The sequence below is a fragment of the Streptomyces sp. NPDC059788 genome (assembly GCF_042732265.1).
In the GTDB taxonomy this organism is placed as follows: Bacteria; Actinomycetota; Actinomycetes; order Streptomycetales; family Streptomycetaceae; genus Streptomyces.
This window is the reverse complement of the sequence record NZ_JBHWHY010000040.1, coordinates 1-22,707: the sequence shown is the minus strand read 5'-3', so window position 1 is coordinate 22,707 and position 22,707 is coordinate 1. Positions and strand designations below refer to the sequence as shown.

The following is a 22,707-nucleotide window of genomic DNA, read 5'->3' as shown; positions in this document are numbered from 1 at the left end:
TGTGATGACCCAGCTGGACCGGCAGGAGTGGGACGTGGTCGTGGTGGGCGCGGGCGGCGCCGGGCTGCGCGCCGCCATCGAGGCCCGAGAGCAGGGCATGCGTACGGCCGTGATCTGCAAGTCGCTGTTCGGCAAGGCCCACACGGTGATGGCCGAGGGCGGCATCGCCGCCAGCATGGGCAACGTCAACGAGGGCGACAACTGGCAGGTCCACTTCCGCGACACCATGCGCGGCGGCAAGTTCCTCAACCACTGGCGGATGGCCGAGCTGCACGCCCGCGAGGCGCCGCAGCGGGTCTGGGAGCTGGAGACCTGGGGCGCGCTCTTCGACCGCACGCCGGACGGCCGCATCTCACAGCGCAACTTCGGCGGCCACGAGTACCCACGCCTGGCGCACGTCGGCGACCGTACGGGCCTGGAGCTGATCCGCACCCTCCAGCAGAAGATCGTCGCGCTCCAGCAGGCGGACGAACGCGAACTGGGCAGCTACGACGCGCGCTTGAAGGTGTTCCAGGAGTGCACCGTCACCCGCATCCTCAAGGACGAGGACCGGGTGGCCGGCACGTTCTGCTACGAGCGCGAGTCGGGCCGCTTCTTCGTCCTCCAGGCACCGTCCGTCGTGCTGGCCACCGGCGGCATCGGCAAGTCCTTCAAGGTGACGTCCAACTCCTGGGAGTACACCGGCGACGGGCATGCGCTCGCGCTGCTCGCCGGGGCACCGCTGATCAACATGGAGTTCGTCCAGTTCCACCCGACCGGCATGGTCTGGCCGCCGTCCGTCAAGGGCATCCTCGTCACCGAGTCCGTACGCGGCGACGGCGGGGTGCTGCGCAACAGCGACGGCAAGCGCTTCATGTTCGACTACATCCCGGACGTCTTCAAGGAGAAGTACGCGCAGTCCGAGGCCGAGGGCGACCGCTGGTACGACGACCCCGACCACAACCGCCGCCCGCCCGAGCTGCTGCCCCGCGACGAGGTCGCGCGCGCCATCAACGCCGAGGTCAAGGCGGGCCGCGGCTCCCCGCACGGCGGCGTCTTCCTCGACGTGTCCACCCGCATGCCCGCCGAGGTCATCCGGCGGCGGCTGCCGTCCATGCACCACCAGTTCAAGGAGCTGGCGGACGTGGACATCACCGCCGAACCGATGGAGGTCGGGCCCACCTGCCACTACGTGATGGGCGGCGTCGGCGTCGACCCGGACACGGCGGCGGCCACCGGCGTGCCCGGCCTGTTCGCCGCCGGCGAGGTGGCCGGCGGGATGCACGGCTCCAACCGGCTCGGCGGCAACTCCCTGTCCGACCTGCTGGTCTTCGGCCGCCGGGCGGGCCTGTACGCCGCCGAGTACGCGCGCTCGCGCTCCGTACGGCCCGCCGCCGACCCGCTCCAGCTCGACGCGGCGGAGGCCGAGGCGCTGCGCCCGTTCAGCGCCGAGGGGCCCGACGCGCACCACGCGGGGCGCCCCGCGGAGAACCCGTACACCCTCCACCAGGAACTCCAGCAGTCGATGAACGACCTGGTCGGCATCATCCGCAAACAGGGCGAGATGGAGGAGGCCCTGGAGCGCCTGGCCGACCTGCGGGTACGGGCCCGCCGGGCCGGTGTCGAGGGGCACCGGCAGTACAACCCCGGCTGGCACCTGGCCATCGACCTGCGCAACATGCTGCTGGTCAGCGAGTGCGTGGCCCGCGCGGCGCTGGAGCGCACGGAATCCCGCGGCGGGCACACCCGCGACGACTACCCGGAGATGGACCGGCGCTGGCGCCGGGTCAACCTGGTCTGCGAACTGGCCGGCAACGGCGCGGACCTCCCCCCGCGGGACCCGGCCGACGGCCAGATCCGCCTGACCCGGCACGAGACCCCGCCCATCCGGCCCGACCTGCTGGACCTCTTCGAGCGGGACGAGCTGGCGAAGTATCTGACGGACGCCGAACTGACGGCGGACACCGGCCCGGCGGCACCCGCCACCGGAACAGCGGACGACGAGGGGGCGGGCCGGTGAGCGCGCAGTCCGACGCCTACAAGGCGCACTTCAGGATCTGGCGGGGCGACGCGGACGGCGGCGGCCTGGAGGACTTCCGCGTCGAGGTCAACGAGGGCGAGGTGGTCCTGGACATCATCCACCGCCTCCAGGCCACCCAGGCCCCCGACCTCGCGGTGCGCTGGAACTGCAAGGCGGGCAAGTGCGGCTCGTGCAGCGCGGAGATCAACGGCCGGCCCCGCCTGATGTGCATGACCCGGATGTCCGTCTTCGAGCGCGAGGAGACGGTCACGGTCACCCCGATGCGTGCCTTCCCGGTCGTCCGCGACCTGGTCACGGACGTCTCCTTCAACTACGCCAAGGCCCGGGAGATCCCCAGCTTCGTACCGCCGCCGGACCTGGAGCCGGGCGAGTACCGGATGATGCAGGAGGACGTGGGCCGCTCCCAGGAGTTCCGCAAGTGCATCGAGTGCTTCCTGTGCCAGGACACCTGCCACGTCGTCCGTGACCACGAGGAGAACAAGACCGCCTTCGCGGGCCCCCGCTTCCTCATGCGCGTCGCGGAACTCGACATGCACCCGCTGGACGCCGCCCCGGAAACCGGCCTCGACCGCAAACGCACCGCCCAGGAGAACCACGGCCTCGGCCACTGCAACATCACCAAGTGCTGCACCGAGGTCTGCCCCGAGCACATCCGCATCACGGACAACGCCCTGATCCCGCTCAAGGAACGGTCGGCCGACCGCAAGTACGACCCGCTGGTGTGGCTGGGGAACAAGATCCGGCGGCGGAAGGAATGAGCTGAGCGGGGGTACGGGTACGGGCGCGGCGGGCGGCGCGGTCACCGCGCGCCGCGCGGGTCGTCGTCACCACGTGGGTGCCGGTGACCACATGGGTGCGGTGGGTTCAGAACAGGCTGAGCAGGGCGTCCGCCGGGTCGGGGAGAGCGGTCTCGCCGTCGGGCAGGGGCAGTTCGAACCAGACGGTCTTGCCGCGGGGCGTGCGGCGGCTGCCCCAGCCGGCGCTGAGGAGGCCGACGAGCTGGAGGCCGCGGCCGCCCTCGTCGGTGTCCCGGGCCCGGCGGCGGCGGGGCTGCGCCAGGTCCGCGTCCCACACCTCGCACACCAGGGTCCGGTCCAGCAGCAGGCGCAGCCGGATCTCGCCGTGGCCGTGCCGCAGCGCGTTGGTGACCAGCTCGCTGACGAGCAGCTCGGTCGTGTCGACCAGGGCCTCCAGACCCCAGTCCGTGAGCTGGTCGCGGGCCAGTTCGCGGGCGCGGGACACCGAGCGGGCCTCCGGGGCCAGGTTCCAGTCGCCGACGGAGTCCTTCGGCAGGCCGTGCACACGGGCCATGAGCAGCGCGATGTCGTCCTCGCCGTGCCGGGTGTCCAGCGCGTTGAGCACGTGGTCGCAGACGTCCTCCAGTGGGCGCCCGGCCTCCGACAGGGCCGTCTTGAAGGCGCGCAGGCCCTCGTCCAGGGGGTGGTCGCGGGATTCGACCAGCCCGTCCGTGTAGAGGGCGAGCAGCGCGCCGTCGGGCAGTTCGACCTCGGTCTCCTCGAACGGCTCGCCGCCGACGCCCAATGGCATACCGGGGGGCACGTCCAGCAGCAGGGCGTCCTCGCCCTCCTCGACCAGGACGGGCGGCAGGTGCCCGGCGTTGGCGAAGGTACAGCGCCGGGTGACCGGGTCGTACACGGCGTAGACGCAGGTGGCGAGGTAGACCTCGGAGAGATCGGCGGTGCCGGAGCCGGAGCGCGGCGCCTGCGCCGAGGCCTGCCCGCCGGTGGGGGCCGCGGACCGGCTGCGGGGGGCGCGCGCGGTCGTACGAGCGCCGCCGCCGGTCGCGCCGAGCCCGCGCGCGATCTCGTCGAGCGCCGAGAGCACCTCGGCCGGTTCCATGTCCAGCAGCGACAGGGTCCGTACGGCCGTCCGCAGCTCGCCCATCGCGACGGCGGCGCGCAGCCCGCGCCCCATCACGTCCCCGACGACCAGCGCGGTGCGGTGGCCGGGCAGCTCGATCACGTCGAACCAGTCGCCGCCGACCTCGGTGGCGGTGGTGCCCGGCAGGTAACGGCAGGCGATGTCCAGGCCGGCCGCCTCGGGGTCGCCCGGGGGCAGCAGGCTGCGCTGGAGGATCAGGGCGCGTTCGTGCTCGCGGCGGTACAGCCGGGCGTTGTCGATGCAGACCGCGGCGCGCGCGGCGAGGTCGACGGCGAGGGCGGTGTCCCGTTCGCCGAACGGCTCGCTGCCCTTCGTACGGGAGAACTGCACCAGCCCGACCACCGTGTCGCGGGCGACCATCGGCACGGCGAGCGTCGACTGCACCACCACGCCCAGCTCGGCCCGGTCCTCGTTCTCCCGGCCGGGGATGATCTGCGCCTGCGCCGTACGCAGCGCGCCCGCGCACGGGGAGTTGAACGGGTAGCGGTGCACGGCGCCGACCTCGACCGGACCGGCCTCGCCCTCGGGCAGGCCGGTGGTCGAGGTGGCCAGCGGCGCGTCGGACACGGCGCTGGAGAAGGCCACCCGGCGCAGCTCCGCGCTGCCGTCGGCCATGCCCGGCGGCGCCTCGTCACCGGCCAGCAGGCCCTGGTAGAGGTCCACGGAGGCCAGGTCGCAGAACTGCGGTACGGCCACGTCGAGCAGCGTGCGGGCGGTGGTCTCCAGGTCGAGGGAGTTGCCGATGCGGGCGCCCGCCTCGTTGAGCAGGGCCAGGTTGCGGCGGGCGCTGGCGGCCTCCCGCTCGGCCCGTCGGCGGCCCGTCACGTCGGCGGCCAGCGCGGCCACCCCGATGGGACGGCCGCTGGCGCCGTGCAGGCGGTACAGGGACACCGACCAGCGGCGGCGGTCGGCCTCACCGGTCGGCGCGGAAGGGGACGCCGTACCGGAGAAGACGGTCGCTTCGGGCGCCGCGGGGGCGGGCACGCAGGGGGCGGCCGGGGACTGCCCTGTCGCGTACGGCGCGGGCGCGGGGAACGTGGTCGACGAGGGGGCAGGGGGCGCGGTCGGCGTGGCCGCGGGGGCCGTGCCGACGAGCTGCATCTCACCGACCGGCTCGCCCGTCTCCAGCACCCGCCGCAGCGCCGCCTGCAGCCGCTCCGCCTCCGGACGCGGCAGGAAGTCGTGCGCCGCGGCGCCCCGGTACTTGGCCGCGGGGCCGCCGAAGACGGTCGCGAAACGCTCGTTGACGCGCCGGATGCGCAGGTCCGTGTCGAAGAGCAGGAAGCCCATGGGAGATTGGCCGAAAACGGCCTGAGCGGCAGCCAGGTCGGTCTCGATGCCGCGCAGCGCGCGGACGTCGACGACGAGACAGACCGCGGCCCGCTCCCCCTCGGCCGTCTCGGACGGCATCACGTAGATCTCCGCGAGCCGGCCGTCACCGGTGTCCCCGTCCGCCCCGCGGTTGCGGTAGGGGACCAGGCCGGTCCACTCCCGGCCGTCCAGGATGCGCGAGACCGTGCGGTGGGCCTGTTCGTGCAGCTCGTCCGGGACGAAGGCGGCCACCGGGTCCTTGCCGACCGCGTCCCTGGCGGGGATGCCGAGCATCTCGGCGGCGCGCTCGCTCCACCGGTCGATGCGCCCGTCGGGACCGAGGGAGAAGGAGGCGACGCGGAGGTAGTCGTAGATGGAGCCGGGCGGGCTGCTCTGCCATATCGGCGGGCCTTCCGGGCCTTCGGCTCCCGACGGGCCCGACGGCCGCGCCGGACCGTCCGTACCGCCCGGTCCGGCAGGCTGCGCGGGTCCTGCCCCGCCAGATGACTTCTCGCTCACGAGCCCCGTCCCCTCCAGCTCATCGTGCCCGGACCGGACGAGCCGAGTATCCAGCACCGCGGCTATCCGGAACACGGTCTTCACGATCACAGCACAGTCTCGATCGCAGGCCGTCCACAGAATGTCAATGAAACGGCAACGATCAGGCCGCCACCAGACTCCTAACCCGCCACAGACAGCTCGAACCACACTGTTTTACCTGTCCTGCCGTGCCGGGTGCCCCAGCGCCGTGACGTGCACGCCACCAGCTGCAGCCCCCGGCCCCCTTCGTCCTCGGGCGTCGCGGCGCGCTCACGCGGCGGATCGGGCACCGGGTCCGACACCTCGACGAGCAGATCGCCCCCGCTCATGAGGACGATACGCAGGCCGATGGGGCCGCTGGCATAGCGCAGCGAATTGGTCACCAGCTCGCTGACCAGCAGGACCGCCAGGTCGGCCGCGGAGTCCAGCCCCCAGTCCTGGAGGGTTTCGCGGGCCACGGCACGGGCGGTGCGGGCGGACCCGGGCTCGGCCGGGAAGCTCCATTCGGCGATGGGAGAGCCGGAGATCACGCCGCGCCGGGGCGCGTAGGGCGCGGATTCGGGGACCCCTGCCGCTGCGCTGTCGCTCACGCCGATCACTTCCCAGCCCGATGCGAACACCCTCAGGATTGTCCGTGGTGAGGGGGTAAACAGCACATACCCGGTATCAGTGCATCAATATCTCCCTCAACGGCGCACTGTGGCACAAACGGCGTACTGATGCGGGCGGTGCCGTGGCGCGTACGCCTCGTGTGCCGCGGGGCTCTTCGGCACGCCGCCGTCGTGGCGGCAGCCCCGTACGAGGGACCCGCCCGATCCGATGATCTGCCCGTACGGGGGAACGCCGAGCCGCTGGGACGACCGGGGCGCGCGGGCGCACGCGGGCGCCCGCGCGCCCCGGCGGTCGGTGGCCGGGGGCGCAGCGGGCGGCTGGGGGCACAGCGGGTGGCCAGGGCCGCAGCGGGAGCCGGTGGCGCGCTCAGCCGCCGGACGCGTACATGGTTCCGAGACGGCGCATCGCCTCTTCGACCGCCGGGCGGTCCTGGTCCAGCCAGTCGACCTCACCCTCCTGGCCCGGCGCCAGCCAGCGCAGCGCGTCGTGGTCCTGGAGGGGCCGGGGCTCGCCGGACACCAGCCGGACCGTCCACACCCACAGGACCAGCCCCGGGCGCAGCGCCCACTCCCCCGGAATCCGCTCCACCGGCTCGGCCTCGATACCCAGCTCCTCGCGCAGTTCGCGCGCGAGCGCCTCCTCGGGGGTCTCGCCCGGCTCCACCTTGCCGCCGGGCAGCTCCCAGCGCCCGGCCAGCGCGACGGGAGCACTGCGCCGCGCGGCCAGCAGCCTTCCCCCGTCGAGCACCGCTCCGCCCACCACCACGCGCACATCCGTCATGCGCGGCAGCCTACGTCCCCCGCCGCCGCCCCTTCCTCTCAGGTGGTGACGTGCCCCACCCGCTCCACCACATACAGCTGCCCGTGCCTGCGGGTGTCCAGCCGGTCGGCCACCTGCTCCGCTTCCGCGCGGGTGGCGTAGCGGCCGACGCGATAACGGTTGCCGCCCTCGTCCTGACGAATGACGAGCCAGGGCAGCACCGCGCCACCGTCGGTCATTGCGCCCCTCCGTCCGCCGTCCAGCGCGCCGTCGCGCGCCCCTTCCGTCCTGATGCCGAAACCGCATTCCGCATATGCCCGAGCCTACGCCCGACCTTCACGCACCGGATACGGATTTGCACAAAGAGATACCGAACCGGCCATCGAACAACGCGCGAAGGGCGTACGGGCCCGGCGCGACCGCCCTGTCACATCCCCACACAGGCCTCGTCCGGCCGCCTCGCCCCACGCGCACGGACCTCGTGCGACCACCCCGCCGCGCGCGAACGGGCCCGCGTACGGCCCCGCGGCACGCGAACGGGCGCCGCCGGCGGCTTCTGCCACCGACGGCGCCCGTCGACTTCCGTTTGCGAAGGGGCTCACGTCCCCCGCGAAGAGACCTACGCCTTGCCCGCCTCGCACTTGGCGCCGGCCCCGGCACCCTCCGCGGCCCGCTCCTCGGCCTCGGCCGCGGCCAGCGACTCCGCCTCGGCCTCGATCAGCGACGGGTTGCGCCAGGAGCTGCGTACGCCCCACACGTAGAAGACGAGGCCGATCACGGCGACGACGAGGATGTCCCAGCCCCGCGGCAGGTAGCCCTTGCCGCCGAACTCCTCGCCGCCCATGTACGAGACGCACGCCATGACCAGCAGGTACGCCACCATCCAGGCGCCCGCCTTCAGGTGCGGCTTCAGCTCGGCCCACGGCTTGCGCAGCTCGTACCAGGCCCAGACCGGCAGACCGACCGCCATGATCAGGATGACCTTGCCGGTGAGCGGCCAGCGGCCCCAGTACAGGACCAGCGAACCGAAGACCATCGCAACGGGCGCGATGTACGGCATCGCGCGCAGCTTGACCGGCCGCTTGAGGTCGGGCGACAGACGGCGCAGCGACATCACCGCGACCGGCCCGGTGATGTACGAGATCACGGTCGCCACCGAGACGATCTCGGCGAGCGAGCCCCAGCCGCGGAACACCGCGAGGAAGAGGAAGGCGATGAAGAGGTTGAGCACCAGCGCCGGACGCGGCACACCGGTCTTCTTGTCGACCCGTCCGAAGATCTTGGGCAGGTGGCCGTTCTCCTGCACGCCGTGGATCATGCGCGAGGTGGTGGCGGCGTAGATCATGCCGGTGCCGGACGGGGAGACGAAGGCGTCCGCGTACAGCAGCAGCGCCAGCCAGTTCAGGCCCCAGGCGATGGCGAGGTCGGCGAGCGGCGAGTTGTAGCCGAGGTGGGCCCAGCCGCCGGCGGACTCCAGCTTGCCGCCGGGGACGGCCATCAGGAAGGCGACCTGGAGCGCGACGTAGATGACGAGCGCGATCAGGATCGAGTAGATGACGGCCTTGGGCAGCGACTTGCCCGGGTTACGGGCCTCGCCGGCCATGTTCAGCGGCGACTGGAAGCCGTTGTAGGCCCAGACGATGCCGGAGACGGCGACGGCGGTGAAGACCGCGCTCCAGCCGTTCGGCGTGAAGCCGCCGTGGTCCTTGATGTTGCTGGTGTCGAAGTGCGCCAGCATCAGGGCGCTCGCGGTCATGATCGGGACGACGACCTTGAAGACCGTGATCGCGGTGTTGGTCTTCGCGAAGAGCGAGATCGCGAACCAGTTCAGGAAGAAGTAGAAGATCAGCAGAAGGCTGGCCAGCGCGACACCGCTGCCGGTCAGCTCCTTGCCGTCGTAGAGCGCCTTGGCCCACCCGAAGTCCCAGGAGCTCATGTACTGGACGGAGGCGGTGGCCTCCCCGGGTATGACGGAGACGATCGCGATCCAGTTGGCCCAGGCCGCGAGGTAGCCGGCGAGCGAGCCGTGCGAGTACTGGCCGTAGCGGACCATGCCGCCCGCCTTGGGGAACATCGAGCCGAGCTCGGTGTAGGTCAGGGCGATCGTGAGCGCGACGGCCGCGCCGATGACCCAGGCGAGGATGGCGGCCGGACCGGCGATGGCGGCGGCCCGCTCGGCCCCGAAGAGCCAGCCGGAGCCGATGATCGACCCAAGACCCGTGGCGGTCAGGGCAATGGTCCCGAGGGACCGTCGGTAATTCGAGTGGGAGCCCTGCTCCGCGCTCTGGGTCTGCGTCGTGCTCAACGTGCTTGGTCTCCTGATCTTCCCCCGTGCCGTGCACAAACTTCGCCATCGTAAGAGCGAATTGGAAGATCGGATTCCCAAGCGGGGTCAAAACTCGGGTCTGGCTGAAGGTGTGTGAGGTTTCCAACACGCCAATTGGCCTCCCAAATCCCGACATACCAGAACTTAGGGGGTGGCTACTGCCGGGTTACGCGTCAGTACACAACGTGCGATCTTGAATCGAGCGGCGCTGAAATTGCTTGTCGGGGACGGGTTTCGGCCATTACGAGGAGGGGAAAGGGGCCACTTCAGCGGCAACCGGGACACGCGGGAACAACGGGGTCACCGACCGTCACCTCCCCATCCCGCTCCGCCCTTCTCCACCCCTCCCCGCCCCTTGCTTCACCTCTCCGCCTACTGCGCCTCTCCCTTTCCTTCTGCACCTCTCCACAGCAGCCGCTATGCGCAGCTGCCAATTCGCAGCCACGCTTCACCCGCTTCCGCACACCCGCCCTCACCCCGCCCCGGCACCCGCCCTCCACCCCTATATACGCACCCCCGATACACGCGGCCCTGCCTCACCCCACCTCTCCCCTTCACCTCACCTCGCGGCCCCTCCCCATCCCCCTCTCCCCACGAGGGTGCGGGGCCTTGCTGTGCAGCTCGGCGCCACAAAGGCCCCACTCGGGGCTAATGCACCGGCAGGTGATACGCCACCCGGTGGCGGTCGGCGAGCGTCACCACGTCGGCCGTCTCCACCGGGCGGCCGCCCGCGAAATACGTACGCGAGATGACCAGCACCGCATGCCCCGGCACACCGCCCAGCGCCATGGCCTCCTCCGCCAGCCCGGGGCGCGCGCCGACCTCCTCGACCACGTTGTCCACGATCACGTCGATGGCCGCCATCCGCTCGACCACCCCGCGCCCGGCCAGCGGCCCCTCCTCGGGCAGCATCACCGGCGTACGCCCCGTGATGTCCAGCGGCTCCCAGGACGTCGAGAGCATGGACGGCTCACCCTCCGCGCGGAAGAGGTAGCGCGTCCGCATCACCCGGTCGCCGACCTGGATGCGCAGCCGCGACGCGACGGTTGGGTTGGCCTCCTCCCGCTCGCTGCTGGACTCCCAGGTGCCCTTGACCCGCTCGTCGGCCTGCTCCTGCCGGAAGGGTGTGGCGCCGACGCCGGTGCGGTAGCCGGCGCGGGCGATACGGCGCGGGACGGGCTGCTCGCGCACATACGTCCCCGACCCGGAGCGGCCCTCGACCAGGCCCTCGGCCATCAGGACCTTGCGGGCCTCCAGGGCGACCGTGTCGGAGACCCCGTACTCCTCTCGGATGCGGGCCTGGGAGGGGAGGCGGGTGTGCGGGGGCAGCACACCTTCGACGATCTTCTGGCGCAGGTCGCCGGCGACGCGGAGGTACGCGGGCTGCTCACCGAAAGGCACATGCCCCTCCCAACAGCTTGACAGTCAGCAACAGCGTGGCAACCGCGCGTTGTTGACCGCAAGCCTGGGCCAGTAATTCACTCGATGTGATGAAGCCCAGCTCAACCGGCCTGCCGATCATGGAAGTTGACCTCTTGCGGACACGCGTTCCCGGCCGCCCGGCGCGGCCGTACCATCCGTGCGAGAGTCGGTACGACACGTCGCACGCGCGACCGGCGCCCCGCGCGGTACGGGAAGGAGCCCACCGTGCCCCACACGCCCACCACCAGCACCGAAACCGCCACCGACACCAGCGCTCCCGCCCCCACCACCGCCCCCGCTTCCCTCCTCTCCCCCATGCCGGAGGACTGGCAGCGCGCCCTGGCCGTCGTCGCCCACCCCGACGACCTCGAATACGGTGCCGCTGCCGCCGTCGCCGAGTGGACCGACGCCGGACGCGAGGTCAGCTACCTCCTGGTCACACGCGGCGAAGCAGGCATCGACGGGCTCGGCCCCGAGGAGTGCGCCGCGATCCGCGAGGCGGAGCAGCGGGCGAGCGCCGCCGCCGTCGGCGTACACACGGTCGAGTTCCTGGACCGCCACCACGACGGCGTCATCGAGGCCGGGCTGCCGCTGCGCCGCGACCTGTCGGCCGCCGTCCGCCGGTGCCGCCCGGAGCTGCTGATCACCCTCAACCACCACGACACCTGGGGCGGGGTGGCCTGGAACACCCCGGACCACCGGGTCGTAGGCCGCGCCACCCTCGACGCGGCGGGCGACGCGGGCAACCGCTGGATCTTCCCCGACCTGACCACCGAACTCGGCCTCGCACCCTGGAACGGCGTCCGCTGGGTGGCGGTGGCCGGCTCCCCGTACCCGACACACGCCAAGGAGGTCGGCCCCGGAATCGACCGCGCAGTCGCCTCCCTCGCCGAGCACCGCGCGTACATCACGGGCCTGGAATGCGCAGGCCAGGACCCGGCCGCGTACGCCCGCAACTTCCTGGAACCCATGTTCCGCACAGCAGGCACCCAGTACCAGGGCACCCCCGCCACCCTCTTCCAGCTCTACCCCCGCTGACCTCAGCGCCCGTCCTCTCCCACGCGCGCCGCGAAGTCCGCCACCAGATCGGCAATCTCCCCCGGCCGCTCCAGCAACATCCCGTGCGTCGCGTCCACACCCGCCACCTCCGCCGACGGCGGGCCGGGAACCGGCGGATTCGGACGCAACGCCCGCGCGATCAACAACGGCCGCCGCACCCGCCGATAGAGCGCAAACAAATCAATCCCCGCCACACCCCCGCCTCCAACACCCCACTCCCAATCCCCAACTCCTCAGCCACAAAGCGTGATACGCCAAGAACCCCTCCAACCCACCTTCCGACAACGGCCGCTCCATGCCCGCCTAGGCAATCTCCCGCACCTCCCCCAACCACCGCACCACATACCCCCGCTCCAACCCCACATACTGCTCGGGCCGCCCCCCACCCCATGCCCATCCAAATTCACCGCCCCCAAAACCACCCCCGCCACCATTCACCACAACATTCCCCCTCAGCCAGGCCGCCCACTTTCCTCAAAGACCACCCCGCCTGAAGACAGCCCCTTCGGACATACCCATACGCCGCCCCCACTCCCCCCGCCCCTGCCCCGGAGCCCGCCCGAATCCAGGACGCCGTAGCCCCACACCTCGGCCATCCGGAATCAATACGCTTGGGGCATGACCGCACTCCCCGACTGGATGCGCCCACCACGCGCGGAAGGCTGGTTCGCGGAGGATCTGGACCGCTTACCCGAGGCGCCCCGCCACACCGAGCTGATCGACGGAGCCCTCGTCTTCATGACGTCGCCGCAGCGGTCCTGGCATGGCCGTCTCGTCACCGCCCTGACCACCACGCTCATGGCGCAGGCGCCGGCCGGCTTCGAGGTTGAGCGCGAGATGACGATCCGCCTCGATGCCCGCAACCGCCCCGAGCCGGATCTCTTGCTGACAAACCAGCCCTATGACCCCAACCGCACTTGGTACGCCCCGGAAAACGTGAAGCTCGTAGTGGAGGCGGTATCACCCGAGTCCGCCCACCGCGATCGCACAGTAAAGCTCCGTAAGTACGCGGAGGCCGGCATCCCGCACTACTGGCGCGTCGAAGACGAAGACGGCGCACCCGTCGTCCACGTCTACGAATTCGACACCCCCACCAGCATCTACGCACCCACCGGAATCTTCCGCGGCACCCTCAAGCGCCCGGTCCCCTTCGAGATCAACCTGGACCTCGACAAGCTCACACCACCACCCCGAAACAGCCACTGAACAGCACGCGAAAAGGGACCGGCTCCCAAAGGAACCGGCCCCTTCCCAGCAAGCGGAGCGCTGCGCTTTTGGCTCAGACGTTGAACCGGAACGTCCGTCACAACGCTGCCACCTGTGGAAACGCACCTTTCCGAAATCATGTCCAGCACAGATCCGGCACGGTGGCGGCATATCCAGCACCTACGAGAGACCGGCCATTGTGTACACATGAGACACTTGGTACCCTTGAGCGCATGACGCAGCCACTGCCCATAGAGTCCATCCGCGATGTCCGGGCACATCTGGCCGAGGTCGTCGAGCGAGCCGACCGGGACGACGTACCCACCGTGATCACCCGACGCGGCAAGCAGGTCGCCGCCGTCGTCTCCATCGAGACGCTGCGCAAGTACCAGGAGTGGGAAGAGCGCGAGATCAACCGGATCATCGATGAGCGCATGGCCAACCCTGCACCCGGCATCCCGATCGAGGACATCATGAGGGAGACGCTGGAACGCAGTGAGTGAGCACCGCACCGTCTTCCGTCCCGAGGCTCAGGCCGAACTCCGCAAGGTCCCGCGAGACATGGCTCTCCGCATTCTGGCCAAGCTGACCGAGCTGGAGGCCGACCCGCTGGGGTTCAACACCACCGCCCTCGTCTCCCAGCCCGACCGCCGACGCCTGCGGGTGGGTGACTACCGCGTGACCTACACGATCGACAACGGCGAGCTGGTGGTGTGGGCGGTACACGTCGGACATCGCTCCACCGTCTACGACGCCTGAGCGTTTCTGACGTCAGGTCAGAATATCCAGCACCGATCCAGCACGGGATCGGCGAAGGGGCCGGGCCCTCAACAGCCCGACCCCTTATGACCAGCAGGTTTGCCGGGTCAGCAACGTGGCGCTACTTCATCGGCTCAGACGTTGAACCGGAACTCCACCACATCCCCATCCTGCATCACATAATCCTTCCCCTCCATGCGCGCCTTGCCCGCTGCGCGGGCCTCTGCGACCGAGCCTGTTTCGAGCAGGTCTTCGAAGGAGATGACCTCGGCCTTGATGAAGCCCTTTTGGAAGTCGGTGTGGATGACGCCGGCGGCCTCGGGGGCCGTGGCGCCCTTTTTGATGGTCCAGGCGCGGGTTTCCTTGGGGCCGGCCGTCAGGTAGGTCTGGAGGCCGAGGGTGTTGAAGCCCACGTGGGCGAGGGTGGCGAGGCCGGGTTCTTCCTGGCCGACGGACTGGAGGAGTTCGAGGGCCTCGTCCTCGTCCAGTTCGGCGAGGTCGGCCTCCAGCTTGGCGTTGAGGAAGATGGCCTCGGCGGGGGCGACCAGGGCGCGCTGTTCGGCCTTGAAGTCCTCGTCGGTCAGTTCGTCCTCGTCGACGTTGAAGACGTAGAGGAAGGGCTTGGTGGTGAGGAGGTGCAGGTCGTGCAGGAGTTCCTCGTTGCCGGAGCCCTGGACGATGCCTGCGGAGAAGAGGGTGTCGCCCTTCTCCAGGATCGCCTTCGCCTCCTCGACCGCCTTGACCTTCGGCGCGACGTCCTTCTTGATGCGCGACTCCTTCTGGAGGCGCGGCAGGACCTTCTCGATGGTCTGGAGGTCGGCGAGGATCAGCTCGGTGTTGATGGTCTCGATGTCGTTCTTGGGCGAGACCTTGCCGTCGACGTGGACGACGTTCTCGTCCTTGAAGGCGCGGATGACCTGGCAGATCGCGTCGGACTCGCGGATGTTCGCGAGGAACTTGTTGCCCAGGCCCTCGCCCTCGGAGGCGCCGCGGACGATGCCCGCGATGTCGACGAAGTCGACGGTGGCCGGGAGGATCTTCTGGGAGTCGAAGATCTCGGCCAGCTTGGCCAGGCGGGGGTCGGGGACGCCGACGACGCCGACGTTGGGCTCGATGGTGGCGAACGGGTAGTTGGCCGCCAGCACGTCGTTCTTGGTCAGGGCGTTGAACATGGTCGACTTGCCGACATTCGGCAGACCGACGATTCCGATCGTGAGCGACACGGTGGCGACTTCCCGGAGAGGATGCGAGTGGACTGGGCGACGGTATCGGCCCCTGAGGGCCATGGGACCCGCAGGCCCAGCGACCCCGCAGGGCCAGTGGACCGGTCGTCCAGTCTACGGGGAGGGGGAAGGGGTCAGGGGAGGGTGGGCTGCTAAGGGGATTCGTGGGGCGCGGGAGCGGGTATGCGTACGCTGCGTTACGGCCGTGGGGTGATTTGTACGCCGAATGGTCCGGTCAGGTCAGTCGAAACGCGTGTCCTGTAACCGATTAATCCCACTTAGCGGCCTACCGTGGCCGAGTGGAGCAATACAGAGCGCGCAGCCCCCAGCACCGTCCGCCCCGGACCGGCCGTCCGGCAGCGGGCCAGGACGCACGGCTCCCCCGCCCCGCGGAGGCCGTGCCGCCGAACGCTCCGGATGTCCGGGACGCCCTGAATGCGGCAGGTACCCCAGGAGCCCCGCGGGCCCCAGGTTCCCCACGCGGTCCGGGTGCGGACGGGTTCGGTGAGGAGAGTTCGACCGTCTACCGGGTCCGTGCGCGCCGGCGCGGGCCGCTGGCTCCGCTGGCGGCGGCCGCCGCGCGGCTGCCCGCGCCCCGGCTCACCGGTCTGGGCTGCGGACTGCTCGGCACCCTCGTCCTCTCCCTCTTCGCCTTCCTCGACCGGCTGCTGTTCGACTCCGCGCCGACGGCGTACGGGGTCGTCTTCGTCCTGGTGGGTGTGTGCGCAGGCCTGTGGGTACGGCCGTACGACCTGGTCACGGCCCCGATCGCGCTGCCCATCGCGTACACCCTGGGGACCGTGCCGATCAGCCACAACACGGGCGGGTTCGGCGGCCTGCTGATGGGGGTTTTCTCGGTGATGGCGACGCAGGCGGGCTGGCTGTACGCGGGGACGCTGGCCTGCGCGCTCATCGTCCTCGTACGGAAGGCGGCGGCCATCGCGCGGCGGCAGGCCGAGCGGCACGCGCGGCGGCAGGCGGCGCGCGCGCAGGGGCGGGCGCCTTCACGGGGGCAGGCTGCCGCGGTGAACAGCGCGGGAAAGGCGACGGGCCCGGCAGCTGGACCGGCGCCGGGCGCGGTGCCGTCGGGCAGTGAGCGCGGGCGGCGGCGCGGGGAGCAGGGGCCGGGCCCGGGGCAGCGTCCGGGGCTGGGTCAGGGAGCGCACCATCCCGGCCGTGGCCGCGGCCACGGGCAGCCCGCGGGGCCGCGGGCGGGCCAGGTCAGGGATCGGCCGGCCAGCCGACCTGCGACGTAGCGGCACCGCCGTTATCGCCGGTGCCGGTGGTATTGCCGGTGTCCGTGGCGTTGGCGGTGCGGTTGGCGTTTTCGGTGTCGGGAGCGGTGGCCAGGGGGCCCGCCGTCGCGCCCGCGCCGGCCGGGGCCAGTGGACCGTCCCGGCCCGCGGCCCGCGCGGCCATCGCGGCGCCCACGATGCCCGCGTTGTTCTGCAGCTGGGCGGGCACGATCTCCGCCCTGATCCCCTCGATCAGCGGCAGGAACTTCGCCGCCTTGCGGCTGACACCGCCGCCGATCACGAACAGACCGGGTGTGAAGAGCATCTCCACGTGGGCGAGGTACTTCTGCACACGGTGCGCCCAGTCCTGCCAGCTCAGACCCTCGTCGTCCTTGGCCTTGGTGGACGCCCGCTTCTCGGCGTCGTGGCCGTGCAGCTCCAGGTGGCCCAGCTCGGTGTTGGGGACCAGTTTGCCGTCGGTGAAGACGGCGCTGCCGATGCCGGTGCCGAAGGTGAGCACCACGACCGTGCCCGTACGGCCCTTGCCCGCGCCGAAGTGCATCTCGGCCAGGCCCGCCGCGTCGGCGTCGTTGAGGACCGTCACCGGGCAGCCGCTGGTCTCGTCGCCGAGGCGGCCGGCCAGGAGCGCTGCCGCGTTCCGGTCGATCCATCCTTTGTCGACATTGGCCGCCGTACGGGTGATGCCGTCGGTCACCACGCCGGGGAACGTCGCGCCGACCGGCCCCGACCAGCCGAAATGATCCACGACCTGCTTGACGCAGTCCGCGACCGCATCCGGGGTCGCCGGATGCGGGGTCAGTACCTTGTACCGCTCGTCCGCCAGGTCACCGCGCTCCAGGTCCACCGGAGCGCCCTTGATGCCCGACCCGCCGATGTCCACACCAAAGACCTTCATGCCTAGAGGCTAGGCGGGGACGGGCCGGTTCACCCCTCGGCTTTTCCCCCGGACTCAGGTTCGGGCTCAGGTCCGGGCCCGGCTCCGGGCTCAGCCCTCGGCGGCGGTCTTCGCCTCGGAGCGCAGGTCGCGGCGGAGTTCCTTGGGCAGGGAGAAGGTGATGGACTCCTCGGCGGCCTTGACCGTCTCGACGTCCTCGTACCCGCGCTGGGCCAGCCAGTCCAGTACGCCGTGCACCAGGACCTCGGGGACGGAGGCGCCGGAGGTCAGGCCGACGGTGGTCACGCCCTCCAGCCAGCTCTCGTCGATCTCCTCCGCGCCGTCGACCAGGTGGGCGGCGCCGGCACCCGCGCCGAGGGCGACCTCGACGAGGCGGACGGAGTTCGAGGAGTTCTTGGAGCCGACGACGATGACGAGATCGGCCTCGGCGCCCATCTGCTTGACGGCGATCTGGCGGTTCTGCGTGGCGTAGCAGATGTCGTCGCTGGGCGGCGAGAGGAGGTTGGGGTAGCGGCCCTTGATCGCGTCGACCGTCTCCATCGTCTCGTCGACCGACAGCGTGGTCTGGGAGAGCCAGACGACCTTGTCCGGGTCGCGGACCTCGATGTTCGCGACGTCCTCGGGGCCGTCGACGAGGGTGATGTGGTCGGGGGCCTCGCCGCTGGTGCCGATGACCTCTTCGTGGCCCTCGTGGCCGATCAGGAGGATGTCGAAGTCCTCCTTGGCGTAGCGGACGGCTTCCTTGTGGACCTTGGTGACCAGCGGGCAGGTGGCGTCGATGGTGGCCAGCTTGCCCTGCTTGGCCTCGTCGTGGACGACCGGGGCGACGCCGTGCGCGGAGAAGATGACGATGTTGCCCTCGGGCACCTCCGCCGTCTCCTCGACGAAGATCGCGCCCTTCTTCTCCAGGGTCTTGACGACGTACTTGTTGTGGACGATCTCGTGGCGCACGTAGACGGGCGCGCCGTACTGTTCCAAGGCCTTCTCGACGGCGATCACGGCACGGTCCACGCCCGCGCAATAACCACGGGGCGCGGCCAGCAGGACCCGGCGGCGGTCCTCGCGCGGCGTGGCGGCTCCGTCCGGAGCGGCGGCGGGCGACGGGCTGGGCGTAGCAGCAGTCATACGATCCATCGTACGGGCCCGAGTTCGAGGTCTGTGCTACCGCCGGGGCGTGGTGGGGTGCGGGTGGTCGCGGGGGCGCGCGGGCCGTGTGGGCGCCGGGGCTCATGGGTACGGATACGGGTACGGGCGTACGCCGTCGGAGCGCCGTACGCGCCGCGCGCCGTGCCCGTCCGCGCCATGCCCGCCATACGCACCGCGCGCCATACGCGCCGCCGTACGCACCGTGTGCACCGTGCGAGCCGCCCGCCCCGAACGGCGGCCGCCCCCTCCTGGCGCGTCACCCCGTCCGGGACGCGGCCTTGCCCGAAGCTGGGAGACAGCCGACGATCATCGTCGGCCGTACGCCCCCTGCTGGAGTGACCGTGATGAGCGCACCGTCCGAGCCGAACCCGCCTTCTCCGCCCTCCTCCGGCCCCACCGCCGCGGACGGCGCGTCCGTCGCGCCCGGTGCCGGCGGGCTCCGGCGCACGCTGTCCTTCCGGGACCTGGTCGTCTACGGGCTGCTGTTCATCGCCCCGATGGCGCCCGTCGGGATCTTCGGCACACTCCAGGCGAAGTCGCACGGTGCGATCACCATCGTCTACGTGGTCGCGACGGTCGCGATGGCTTTCACCGCGTACTCCTACGCGCAGATGGTGCGGGTCGCCCCGCAGGCCGGATCGGTGTTCACCTACGCGCGGGTCGGGCTCGGCGACGGCGCGGGCTTCGTCGCGGGGTGGATGGCGATGCTCGACTACCTGCTGATCCCGGCGGTGGCATACCTCTTCTCCGGCATCGCCATGCACGCGCTGGTGCCGTCCGTGCACCAGTGGGTGTGGACGGCGCTGGCGGTGGTCGTCACCACGCTGCTGAACCTCCTGGGGGTACGGACGGCCGCGGTGGTCGGCTTCGTGGTGCTGGCGATGGAGCTCGCGGTGCTGGTGGTCTTCGTGGTGGCGGCGGTGTGGGTGCTGGTCACCGACGGGGCGCGGCGCGGCTGGTCGGTGCCGCTGACCGGGGAGGGCGCGTTCTCGACGAGCGCGGTGCTGGCGGCGGTGTCGGTCGCGGTGCTGTCGTACCTAGGGTTCGACGCGATCGCGTCGTTCGCCGAGGAGACCACGGGGAGCCCCGGGCGGGTGTCGCGGGCCGTGCTGACCTGCCTGGTACTGGCGGGGGTGCTGTTCGCCGTGCAGACCTACCTGGCGGCGCTGCTCGCGCCGATGTCGGCCGCCGAGCTGGCGGCGGACCCCGGCACGCAGGGCGATGCCTTCTATACGACGGCGCACGCGGCCGTCGGCGAGTGGCTGCAGAAGCTGGTGGCGGCGAGCAAGGCCATCGGGGCGGCGTTCGCGGCGCTCGCCGGGCAGGCGGCGGCCGGGCGGCTGCTGTTCGCGATGGCGCGGGACCGGCGGCTGCCGGGCGCGATGTCGAAGGTCGACGCGGGCAGCGGGGTGCCGCGGCGGGCGCTGCTGGGCGCGGCGGTGGTGACGCTGGTCGCGGCGGTGTGGGCGGCGCGGCGCGACGACGGTCTGGACCACCTGTCCTCGATCGTCAACGTGGGCGCGCTGACCGCCTTCGGGCTGCTGCACGCCTCGGTGATCGGCTGGTTCTGGGTACGCAAGCGGGCCGGGCGGCCGAGCGTCGTCAAGCATGTGCTGGTGCCGGTGCTGGGCCTGGGGGTGGTGGTCGCGGTCGTCGTGGAGGCGTCCGGAACCGCGCAGACCGTCGGCCTGGCGTGGCTGGTGGTGGGGCTGGTGGTGCTGGCGGTGCAGTACGGGCGCCGCCGGAAGGACGGGAAGGAAGCCTGACCGGCGGCCGCCCGGCGTTGTCAGTGCCGGGCTATACGCTCGTGGCATGAGTGTGAGGACGTCTGCGGAGGCGCCGATCCCCGTCGGCGAGGTGTCGCGGCTCATCGGGGGGTGGATCGACCGGCTGGGAGCGGTCTGGGTCGAGGGGCAGATCACGCAGCTGTCCCGGCGGCCGGGCGCCGGTGTCGTCTTCCTGACGCTGCGCGACCCGTCGTACGACATCTCGGTGAGCGTGACGTGCTACCGCCAGGTCTTCGACAAGGTCGCGGACGTGGTCAGCGAGGGCGCGCGCGTCGTCGTGCACGCCAAACCGGAGTGGTACGCGCCGCGCGGCCAGCTCTCGCTGCGGGCCGCCGAGATCAAGCCGGTGGGCGTCGGCGAGTTGCTGGCGCGGCTGGAGCAGCTGAAGAAGTCGCTGGCCGCCGAGGGCCTGTTCCGGGCGGAGCGCAAGCGCGGGCTGCCGTTTCTGCCGCAGCTGATCGGCCTGGTGTGCGGCCGGGCCAGCGCCGCCGAGCGGGACGTCCTGGAGAACGCCCGGCTGCGCTGGCCGGCGGTCCGCTTCGAGGTGCGCAACGTGCCGGTGCAGGGGGTGCACGCGGTGCCGCAGGTGATCGAGGCGGTCAAGGAGCTGGACGCGCTGTCCGAGGTCGACGTGATCATCGTGGCGCGCGGCGGCGGCAGCGTCGAGGACCTGCTGCCGTTCTCCGACGAGCAGCTGGTCCGGGCCGTGGGCGCGGCCCGTACGCCGGTCGTCTCCGCGATCGGCCACGAACCGGACTCACCGCTGCTGGACCTGGTCGCCGACCTGCGCGCGTCGACGCCGACGGACGCGGCGAAGAAGGTCGTACCGGACGTCGGCGAGGAGTTCGCGCGTATCCAGCAGCTGCGGGAGCGGGCGCTGCGGGCGGTCGGCGGCTGTCTGGACCGCGAGGAGCGCGGCCTGGCGGCGGCGCTGAGCAGGCCCTCGATGGAGCGGCCCCACCGGATGGTCGAGGAGCGCGAGGACCAGGTCACGGCCATGCTGGAGCGCGGCCGGCGCACGCTGGGGCATCTGCTGGACCGCGCCGACTCGGAGCTGTCGCACACGCTGGCGCGGGTCGTCGCCCTCTCCCCCAAGGCCACCCTGGAGCGTGGCTACGCGGTGCTCCAGAAGCCGGACGGCTCGGCCGTGCGCTCGCCCGGCGAGGTCGCGCCGGACGACGAACTGCGGGCCCGGGTCGCCGAGGGCGAGTTCCGGGTACGGGTGGCGGGGAACGGCTCACGGTCCGATGTCACACCCCCGGATTAGGGTGGGAGCCATGGCGAAGGCGAAGACGGACGACACGGTGGCGGACGGCGCGGCGGACGCGGCGCAGGGCTCCGCGCTCGGGTACGAGCAGGCCCGGGACGAGCTGATCGAGGTCGTCCGCAGCCTGGAGGCCGGCGGGACGACACTGGAGGAGTCCCTCGCGCTCTGGGAGCGCGGGGAGGAGCTGGCAAAGGTCTGCCGCCGCTGGCTGGACGGGGCGCGGGCGCGGCTGGACGCGGCGCTGGCGCAGGAGCAGCCGGACGAGGGAGAGGGCGCGGCCGAGTAGGCCGCGAGGCGAGGGCCCGGGCCTTCCGGCCCACACCGACACGCACCACCTCTTGTGAATCGGGTCACGATTCTCCGGTATTAGTTGAAACTTAATCTATCTTGGTTACAGTTGAGGGCGAACACGGAAAATCACCGACCCCCGAGGTGCCCTCATGTCTCTCGCGCTCGACGCCGCCGCCCAGGACCTCCTCTTCCGCGAGGCCCAGACCGCCAACTCGTTCACGGACGAGCCGGTGACGGACGAGCAGGTTCAGGCCATCTACGACCTGGTGAAGTACGCGCCGACCGCCTTCAACCAGTCGCCGCTGCGCATCACCCTGGTCCGCTCCGAGGACGCCCGCGAGCGTCTGGTCCAGCACGCCATGGGCGCCAACGGCCCGAAGACGCTCAGCGCGCCGCTGACCGTGATCCTCTCCACGGACCTGGACTTCCACGAGAAGCTGCCGACGCTGTTCCCGCACGCCCCGGGCATCAAGGACGCCTACTTCTCCGAGCTTGCCGTCCGTGAGGTCGCCGGTGCCCAGAACGCGACGCTGCAGGCGGGCTACTTCATCCTCGGCATCCGCGCGGCCGGCCTGGCCGCCGGCCCGATGACCGGCTTCGACTTCACCGGCATCGACAAGGAGTTCTTCGGCGACGGCAAGCAGAAGGCCTTCATGGTCATCAACATCGGCAAGCCGGGCGCCGACGCGTTCTTCCCGCGCTCGCCGCGGCTGGGCTTCGACGAGGCCGTCACCACCGTCTGATTCGGCCGGGGGTCCGGGGGTCGCCCCCGGACAGACACAGCCCGCGCTCGCCGCGGCTCGGCTTCGACGAGGCCGTCACCACCGTCTGAGCCTGCCCCGCATACGGCGAGGCCGGCCCCCCCCACACGGGGGGGGGGGCCGGCCCGCTCGATAACAGCGCGTGTTAAAATAAACAGCCGGTCG

General features: G+C 71.3%; 21 protein-coding genes. 11 read left to right on the top strand and 10 right to left on the bottom strand.

Translation table 11 applies throughout. The features are described from left to right. Positions 1–4 precede the first annotated feature (4 nt). Complete coding sequence (locus ACFV57_RS30340; RefSeq protein WP_385238745.1) at positions 5–1,999, top strand: fumarate reductase/succinate dehydrogenase flavoprotein subunit; 1,995 nt, start codon at positions 5–7, stop codon at positions 1,997–1,999. Continuing rightward, entirely contained in the window at positions 1,996–2,778 is a 783-nt protein-coding gene (locus tag ACFV57_RS30335) for a succinate dehydrogenase/fumarate reductase iron-sulfur subunit (protein WP_385238743.1), read from the top strand. The genes ACFV57_RS30340 and ACFV57_RS30335 overlap by 4 nt, the downstream gene beginning before the upstream one ends. Before the next feature lie 106 nt (positions 2,779–2,884). On the opposite strand, the gene ACFV57_RS30330 is transcribed toward ACFV57_RS30335, so the two are convergent. From ACFV57_RS30330 to ACFV57_RS30305, 6 genes are all read right to left on the bottom strand, one after another. Beyond that, positions 2,885–5,635 carry a SpoIIE family protein phosphatase gene (locus ACFV57_RS30330; protein ID WP_385238890.1) on the bottom strand — a complete coding sequence of 917 codons (2,751 nt, stop codon included), beginning with the start codon at positions 5,633–5,635 and terminating at the stop codon, positions 2,885–2,887. 278 nt (positions 5,636–5,913) lie between these two features. Continuing rightward, positions 5,914–6,372, bottom strand: a complete 459-nt coding sequence (locus ACFV57_RS30325; RefSeq protein ID WP_385238888.1) for an ATP-binding protein — start codon at positions 6,370–6,372, stop codon at positions 5,914–5,916. Positions 6,373–6,751: 379 nt separating this feature from the next. Further along, positions 6,752–7,165 (bottom strand): (deoxy)nucleoside triphosphate pyrophosphohydrolase, encoded by a 414-nt coding sequence (locus ACFV57_RS30320; protein WP_385238741.1) that lies wholly within the window; start codon positions 7,163–7,165, stop codon positions 6,752–6,754. Positions 7,166–7,203: 38 nt separating this feature from the next. Beyond that, positions 7,204–7,383, bottom strand: a complete 180-nt coding sequence (locus ACFV57_RS30315) for an SPOR domain-containing protein (RefSeq protein ID WP_385238739.1) — start codon at positions 7,381–7,383, stop codon at positions 7,204–7,206. A gap of 380 nt (positions 7,384–7,763) precedes the next feature. Beyond that, the gene (locus ACFV57_RS30310) at positions 7,764–9,449 is read right to left on the bottom strand and encodes an APC family permease (protein WP_385238737.1); all 1,686 of its coding nucleotides are present in this window, start codon (positions 9,447–9,449) and stop codon (positions 7,764–7,766) included. 669 nt (positions 9,450–10,118) lie between these two features. Then, complete coding sequence (locus ACFV57_RS30305; protein ID WP_385238736.1) at positions 10,119–10,871, bottom strand: GntR family transcriptional regulator; 753 nt, start codon at positions 10,869–10,871, stop codon at positions 10,119–10,121. A 336-nt stretch (positions 10,872–11,207) separates the two neighbouring features. Here ACFV57_RS30305 and ACFV57_RS30300 point away from each other — a divergent pair, with 336 nt between their 5' ends. After that, complete coding sequence (locus ACFV57_RS30300) at positions 11,208–11,930, top strand: PIG-L deacetylase family protein (protein ID WP_385238886.1); 723 nt, start codon at positions 11,208–11,210, stop codon at positions 11,928–11,930. Between the two features lie 2 nt (positions 11,931–11,932). On the opposite strand, the gene ACFV57_RS30295 is transcribed toward ACFV57_RS30300, so the two are convergent. Beyond that, entirely contained in the window at positions 11,933–12,145 is a 213-nt protein-coding gene (locus ACFV57_RS30295; RefSeq protein ID WP_385238734.1) for a hypothetical protein, read from the bottom strand. Positions 12,146–12,569: 424 nt separating this feature from the next. On the opposite strand from ACFV57_RS30295, the gene ACFV57_RS30290 reads away from it, so the two are divergent. From ACFV57_RS30290 to ACFV57_RS30280, 3 genes are all read left to right on the top strand, one after another. Beyond that, positions 12,570–13,157, top strand: coding sequence for a Uma2 family endonuclease (locus ACFV57_RS30290; protein WP_385238732.1), 588 nt, complete (start codon positions 12,570–12,572; stop codon positions 13,155–13,157). A 233-nt stretch (positions 13,158–13,390) separates the two neighbouring features. Then, positions 13,391–13,660 carry a type II toxin-antitoxin system Phd/YefM family antitoxin gene (locus ACFV57_RS30285; protein ID WP_385238730.1) on the top strand — a complete coding sequence of 90 codons (270 nt, stop codon included), beginning with the start codon at positions 13,391–13,393 and terminating at the stop codon, positions 13,658–13,660. Beyond that, entirely contained in the window at positions 13,653–13,916 is a 264-nt protein-coding gene (locus tag ACFV57_RS30280) for a type II toxin-antitoxin system RelE/ParE family toxin (protein WP_385238728.1), read from the top strand. The genes ACFV57_RS30285 and ACFV57_RS30280 overlap by 8 nt, the downstream gene beginning before the upstream one ends. Before the next feature lie 134 nt (positions 13,917–14,050). On the opposite strand, the gene ychF is transcribed toward ACFV57_RS30280, so the two are convergent. Beyond that, positions 14,051–15,139: a redox-regulated ATPase YchF gene (gene ychF / locus ACFV57_RS30275; protein WP_385238726.1), complete on the bottom strand. Its 1,089-nt coding sequence runs from the start codon at positions 15,137–15,139 to the stop codon at positions 14,051–14,053. A 299-nt stretch (positions 15,140–15,438) separates the two neighbouring features. Between ychF and ACFV57_RS30270 the strand changes: the two genes are divergently transcribed. Further along, positions 15,439–16,395 (top strand): DUF6542 domain-containing protein, encoded by a 957-nt coding sequence (locus tag ACFV57_RS30270; RefSeq protein ID WP_385238724.1) that lies wholly within the window; start codon positions 15,439–15,441, stop codon positions 16,393–16,395. Here ACFV57_RS30270 and ppgK read toward each other — a convergent pair. After that, positions 16,361–17,290, bottom strand: coding sequence for a polyphosphate--glucose phosphotransferase (gene ppgK, locus ACFV57_RS30265; RefSeq protein WP_385238722.1), 930 nt, complete (start codon positions 17,288–17,290; stop codon positions 16,361–16,363). The genes ACFV57_RS30270 and ppgK overlap by 35 nt on opposite strands. 90 nt (positions 17,291–17,380) lie before the next feature. After that, on the bottom strand, positions 17,381–18,424 hold the full coding sequence (locus tag ACFV57_RS30260) for a 4-hydroxy-3-methylbut-2-enyl diphosphate reductase (RefSeq protein ID WP_385238720.1): 1,044 nt from the start codon (positions 18,422–18,424) through the stop codon (positions 17,381–17,383). A 356-nt stretch (positions 18,425–18,780) separates the two neighbouring features. On the opposite strand from ACFV57_RS30260, the gene ACFV57_RS30255 reads away from it, so the two are divergent. The 4 genes from ACFV57_RS30255 to ACFV57_RS30240 all read left to right on the top strand — a co-directional run bounded on the left by ACFV57_RS30255 (position 18,781) and on the right by ACFV57_RS30240 (position 22,524). Next, a complete protein-coding gene (locus tag ACFV57_RS30255; RefSeq protein WP_385238718.1) occupies positions 18,781–20,202 on the top strand; it encodes an APC family permease in 1,422 nt (473 codons plus the stop codon). A 46-nt stretch (positions 20,203–20,248) separates the two neighbouring features. Further along, positions 20,249–21,490: an exodeoxyribonuclease VII large subunit gene (gene xseA / locus ACFV57_RS30250; RefSeq protein WP_385238716.1), complete on the top strand. Its 1,242-nt coding sequence runs from the start codon at positions 20,249–20,251 to the stop codon at positions 21,488–21,490. A 10-nt stretch (positions 21,491–21,500) separates the two neighbouring features. Further along, positions 21,501–21,776 carry an exodeoxyribonuclease VII small subunit gene (locus ACFV57_RS30245; RefSeq protein ID WP_385238714.1) on the top strand — a complete coding sequence of 92 codons (276 nt, stop codon included), beginning with the start codon at positions 21,501–21,503 and terminating at the stop codon, positions 21,774–21,776. Positions 21,777–21,930: 154 nt separating this feature from the next. Beyond that, positions 21,931–22,524 (top strand): malonic semialdehyde reductase, encoded by a 594-nt coding sequence (locus ACFV57_RS30240; RefSeq protein ID WP_385238712.1) that lies wholly within the window; start codon positions 21,931–21,933, stop codon positions 22,522–22,524. The last annotated feature ends 183 nt before the right edge of the window (positions 22,525–22,707 follow it).

Bases quoted from the DNA above. Each gene is read 5' to 3' on its own strand.
- ACFV57_RS30340 (WP_385238745.1), top strand. From the start codon at position 5: ATGACCCAGCTGGACCGGCAGGAGTGGGACGTGGTCGTGGTGGGCGCG.
- ACFV57_RS30260 (WP_385238720.1), bottom strand. From the start codon at position 18,424: ATGGATCGTATGACTGCTGCTACGCCCAGCCCGTCGCCCGCCGCCGCT.
- ACFV57_RS30300 (WP_385238886.1), top strand. From the start codon at position 11,208: ATGCCGGAGGACTGGCAGCGCGCCCTGGCCGTCGTCGCCCACCCCGAC.
- xseA (WP_385238716.1), top strand. From the start codon at position 20,249: ATGAGTGTGAGGACGTCTGCGGAGGCGCCGATCCCCGTCGGCGAGGTG.
- ACFV57_RS30320 (WP_385238741.1), bottom strand. From the start codon at position 7,165: ATGACGGATGTGCGCGTGGTGGTGGGCGGAGCGGTGCTCGACGGGGGA.
- ACFV57_RS30290 (WP_385238732.1), top strand. From the start codon at position 12,570: ATGACCGCACTCCCCGACTGGATGCGCCCACCACGCGCGGAAGGCTGG.
- ACFV57_RS30245 (WP_385238714.1), top strand. From the start codon at position 21,501: ATGGCGAAGGCGAAGACGGACGACACGGTGGCGGACGGCGCGGCGGAC.
- ppgK (WP_385238722.1), bottom strand. From the start codon at position 17,290: ATGAAGGTCTTTGGTGTGGACATCGGCGGGTCGGGCATCAAGGGCGCT.
- ACFV57_RS30255 (WP_385238718.1), top strand. From the start codon at position 18,781: ATGAGCGCACCGTCCGAGCCGAACCCGCCTTCTCCGCCCTCCTCCGGC.
- ACFV57_RS30285 (WP_385238730.1), top strand. From the start codon at position 13,391: ATGACGCAGCCACTGCCCATAGAGTCCATCCGCGATGTCCGGGCACAT.
- ACFV57_RS30240 (WP_385238712.1), top strand. From the start codon at position 21,931: ATGTCTCTCGCGCTCGACGCCGCCGCCCAGGACCTCCTCTTCCGCGAG.
- ACFV57_RS30315 (WP_385238739.1), bottom strand. From the start codon at position 7,383: ATGACCGACGGTGGCGCGGTGCTGCCCTGGCTCGTCATTCGTCAGGAC.